We start from the raw sequence: 4912 nt of genomic DNA on the forward strand, positions 1-4912 counted from the left end.
ATTACTACTCCAAGCAGAGGCGCAGATCCAAATGAAGAACCGACGTTTCCTAATAGGTTAGGATTTGATCATATGCAATCCTATTTTGTTGGGGTTGAAGGTAATCCTGCTCCCAATATGCGGGCAAATGTCAATTTTAATATAACCGGTAATGTGGCAGACAATCCTATAGACGAAATTTTCTATGAAAGTAGATTACGTCTTGTAGATGTCTTAACAGAAAACGGCCCGGAAGATTTGTCTAATCTCAATAGTATGCGAGTGTACAGTGCTTCCTATGAATGGAATGCCAAAGATTTTATCGCAAAGGGATTCTACAGAACAGGTCATTATCATTGGGGATATGAAGGGGATTTCTTTGGATTATATCCGGAAGCCAATTACGGCCCGAACCTGGATATCTACAATGGAGAAATTCTCGGAATGGAGGTTGAAGGTAAAAGAGCTTTGGCTGGCCTAAAAGCTGCCTTTGGTCCTCAATTATGGTGGGGTGCCAACCCGGCCATACTTGTAAAGTATAGCAAAGAAATAGGGAAGTACCATGTCACTGGAATTTTCCAGGAAGATCTTGATAGTTTTGGACAAATTAATTCATCCCTGGCAATTCCTGTACCGAGAACGCGCAGAGCAACACTCCATATAGAAAGAGAGATTGGGAAAGTTGGTTTGGAAATAGGAGGTATTTGGGGGGGACAACCCCTAAATGGACGGGAGTTTCAGTTATCCGAAAATAATCCGGATTATGACCCCGCTAACCCGGACGCCGCTTCTAAATATATAGTTTATACGGATGAAATCAATACAGAAGACAATTGGGGCGCCAAGGCAAAGATCACTTATGCCGGGGGCCGTTTTAACTGGTATGCCCAGGGTGCTGCACAAGGCTTAGTGGCCAATGGTGGTTTTGACCAAACAAAAACATTTACAGGATGGCAGTTGAAGGATAGTGGTAGTGGTAACCAAACTAACTTCCTTACAGGATTTACTTATACGGTAGGAAACGTTCAAATAGCACCCAACTTTTTATGGCAGAAACCTATTGTTGCGGCCATGCCCAATGATGTTGGAGGCCCCGGGAGGTTGAGGAATATCCTGGTTGATCCTTTCGTTGTGCGGGCTAACCGTGAGACAGTTGCAGGAGAACTGCTTCTTACCTGGGATCCTACACCTGGAACCTGGATGTATGAATGGGACAATGACAGGGCAGAAGATGCTCCCTTAGCCATTAGCGCAGGTTTTGTCTTCAGACATCAGCCCACAACAATGGATGCTGCCATCGGATTTTTGGCAAATGGTTCGCTCTTTGCTTTTCCCAATTCGGTTCCGGCAAAGGATCTTTGGGAAACCCATGCCAGGATAGTCTCAAAAGTAAACCCTGACCTTGGGCTTATAGCAAATATATACTTTGGCAATGCCCAGGCTAATGGTAGCGTGGCAAGAACCGTTGAACGTTTTGGTGGGGATATCCGGATGATCTACAAAAAAATAAAAGTACAGCATGCCTTCAAAATCAACGACTGGGGTCCTTTTGATTACCATCGCGATTTTAACTTAACGTTTCCCGTGCAGTTAATGCTCGATATATCAACCTCGCTTGGAAAACCAGACTGGTTTATTCTACCCAGCACGCAGATAGGAATTCGTGGTACCTGGAGATCACTTAATGAATTTTCTAATAGGTACTCTCCTAACAACGCCGCGGAATTTGCAACAGATCCTACTATAAGCCCGGTTGGATTTGGGAACGGAAATGAGTGGGAGATCAGAACGTACATACATATTAATATTGGTAAATAAAAAATAGCAAAATGAAAAACGTAAAAAGAATATATTCAAAATTCACCCTTCTTTTGGGACTCATTTTTGCCGTTTCAGTTAGCTGTGAACGAGAGGTTTCTGGTGATGTGGATTTTGCCAAGTTTTCAAATAGTCCGGATGTCTATATTGACGGATTCAGCGGAGGGTTGGAATACCGGCCTTTTTTAGGATCAAAACTAAATGCGTTTACGGTAGATGGAAATGAAAGATATCAAGGTGAATCGTCTATGCGATTTGATGTTCCCAATTTTGGCGATCCCGCAGGGGCATTTGCCGGGGCTATTTTCCCCGATTATGGTGGACGCGACTTGTCTGGCTATGATGCCCTTACATTCTGGGCCAAAGCAACAAGAGCTGCAACGATCAACGAAATTGGTTTTGGAAATGATTTTGGTGAAAGCCAATACCGCACTCTCGAAAGCAAATATGTTGTTACAAAACAGAATTTAAGGATAAGCACTACCTGGACAAAATACGTGATCCCTATCCCGGACCCGAGCAAATTAACAGATGAAAGTGGGATGTTCTGGTATGCCGAAGGGCCTGAGAATGGCGATGGGTATACCTTTTGGGTAGATGAATTAAAATACGAAAAACTGGGGACGATTGCCCAACCCAAACCTGCCATTTTTAATGGGGCAGATGAAGTAGTACAAGCATTTATAGATGTTAATCTTGGCATTACAGGGCTTACCCAAACCTTTAACCTGGCTTCTGGGATTAATGAAACCGTTGTGGCTGCCCCATCATATTTCACTTTTGAATCATCGGATGTGGAGGTTGCCAGGGTTAGTGAGCTAGGGGTAGTAACACCTGTAGGCGCGGGGACGGCGGTAGTTACAGCTACTTTAGACGGGGTTAGAGCAGAAGGATCTTTAACCTTGCAAGTTGGCGGCAATTTTGAATTTGCGCCTACCCCTACAAGAGATGCTGCCACAGTGATCTCCATCTTTAGTGATGCTTATACCAATGTACCTGTAGATAATTATAACGGATTTTTTGGCGGACAAACTACCACTGGTGGGGCCGTAGAAATAATTGCAGGATTAGAAAATGTTCTTATCTATGAAAACCTCAATTTCGTGGCAACTTCATTTGCAAACCCCACAGTAGATGCCTCGGGAATGACCTTTTTACACGTGGATATCCGAACTGAGGAACCCATTGATCCAGCAGACTTTGTCGTAATTGAATTGATCGATTTTGGACCTGATAATGCCTTTGGTGGCGGCAATGACACAGGGGGCGGTATTACATTTGCCAGTGCCAACCTGGATAGCGGTTCCTGGATCAGCCTGGATATACCGTTGGCAAACTTTACCAACAATACCGGTGGAGGCTTAGGCGGATTCGCAAGTGGAGCCAGAGCTAATGTGGCTCAATTAGTTTTTGCCTCAGGAGGTATTTCTACATTAACCGTGGATAATATATACTTCTATACCGAGTAAAATCAGGGTTTAAAGAATCTAAAGAGTATGAAACAGAAAAAACAATTACATATGAAAGAGAAAATGATACTACTGCGGTCTAAATTCCCTAAAAGGGAATCTATTACTGGTATGATATGTCTTCTTGTAACAACCATATTTATAATGAATACGGGCTGTTCTACAGATGACACTCAAACCGTGGTGAATTTCACAAAACTAAGCATGCAGGATGAGTTCGATACAGACGGTGCCCCTAACAGTTCTATTTGGGGATATGACATTGGTACCGGGAATAATGGTTGGGGAAATAGTGAGTTGCAATACTATACAGACCGTCCGGAAAATGTAACTATCAATAATGGTGTAATGATCATTACTGCACGGGAAGAGTCTTTTCAAGGTGCTGGATATACTTCTGCACGACTTATTACAAAAGGGAAATTTGAACAGACATACGGCCGTTTTGAGGCGCGCATAAGAGTGCCTTATGGGCAGGGAATGTGGCCTGCATTTTGGATGCTGGGTGTAGAGGATAGTCCAACCGAGATCTGGCCGTTTATCGGTGAGATCGATATTATGGAAATGCGGGGACAAGAGCCTACTAAATTAATTGGAAGCTTGCATGGTCCCGGCTATTCGGCGGGTCAGGCTATTTCGAAAGAATATATTTTGCAAAACGATCGCTTGGACACCAGATTCCATGTTTATGGGATAGAATGGGGCCCGGATTATGTGAATTATTACATAGATGATGTATTGTACAATCAAATCACTCCCGAGGACCTTCCCGATGGAGCGGAGTGGGTTTTTGATAATGATTTTTATATCCTCATTAATTTGGCAGTGGGAGGAACCTTTGTGGGTTCACCTAATGCAGAAACAGTATTTCCTCAGACCATGTTGGTAGACTATGTGAGGGTATATGAATATAACGGACTAAACTAACAAACAAAAAAACTATGAAACAATTACTCAAAAAAGCTAAGTACATTTTAGTTCTTGTATTGGCGGTATCCTATATAGGATGTGAAGAAGTTGAAAATTTATTTCCGGACGTAACATCTGCATTTACGTACACTGTAAATGAAGACACCGGAACGGTAACCTTCATAAATATATCTGAAGACGCCAAGAACTATTTGTGGAATTTTGGTGATGGTACTACATCTATCGAAATTAACCCGATAAAGTCCTATTCAGAATCTGGTACCTACACCGTAACGCTTAAGGCCACCAATGAGGCAGGAGCTTCGGATTCTTCAGAAGACCAGGTAATAATAGTTATTGCTACACCTTCTGATGATTGTACAGCAGAGACCGAACAGTCACTTGGTGGTGCCGACTTCAATATAACCTTCCAGACAGATCCTGGTAGTGCTATTGTAGGTGATGGTGCAGCCTATTCGTACATAGACAACCCAGACCCGAGCGGAATAAATACGTCCTGTAAAGTGGGAGAAATCGTGAGGGATGCTTCTCTTCCTTTTGCCAATAATCAAATAGAGGTTGATGCGAAATTTGATTTTAATGCCAATGCCGGGTTTAAACTGAAAGTTTGGGCACCTGCCGTAGGAACCAATGTATTGTTAAAATTAGAGGACAAAACAGATGCTGGGATCAATACAGAAGTAGCAGCGGTAACCACTACGGCTAATGCATGGGAA

At 42.9% G+C, this 4912-nt stretch carries 4 protein-coding genes; all 4 read left to right on the top strand.

Features of this window, described 5'->3' with window-relative positions; all coding sequences use genetic code 11:
• A partial coding sequence (locus WBM49_RS05900) for a hypothetical protein (protein ID WP_424371134.1) occupies positions 1-1797 on the top strand: 1797 nt, incomplete at its 5' end.
• Between the two features lie 11 nt (positions 1798-1808).
• The gene (locus tag WBM49_RS05905; RefSeq protein ID WP_424371135.1) at positions 1809-3266 is read left to right on the top strand and encodes a hypothetical protein; all 1458 of its coding nucleotides are present in this window, start codon (positions 1809-1811) and stop codon (positions 3264-3266) included.
• 27 nt (positions 3267-3293) lie between these two features.
• Complete coding sequence (locus WBM49_RS05910) at positions 3294-4193, top strand: glycoside hydrolase family 16 protein (RefSeq protein WP_424371136.1); 900 nt, start codon at positions 3294-3296, stop codon at positions 4191-4193.
• Positions 4194-4207: 14 nt separating this feature from the next.
• A partial coding sequence (locus tag WBM49_RS05915) for a PKD domain-containing protein (RefSeq protein ID WP_424371137.1) occupies positions 4208-4912 on the top strand: 705 nt, incomplete at its 3' end.

The sequence above is a fragment of the Muriicola sp. genome (genome assembly GCF_049669965.1).
In the GTDB taxonomy this organism is placed as follows: domain Bacteria; phylum Bacteroidota; class Bacteroidia; order Flavobacteriales; family Flavobacteriaceae; genus Muriicola.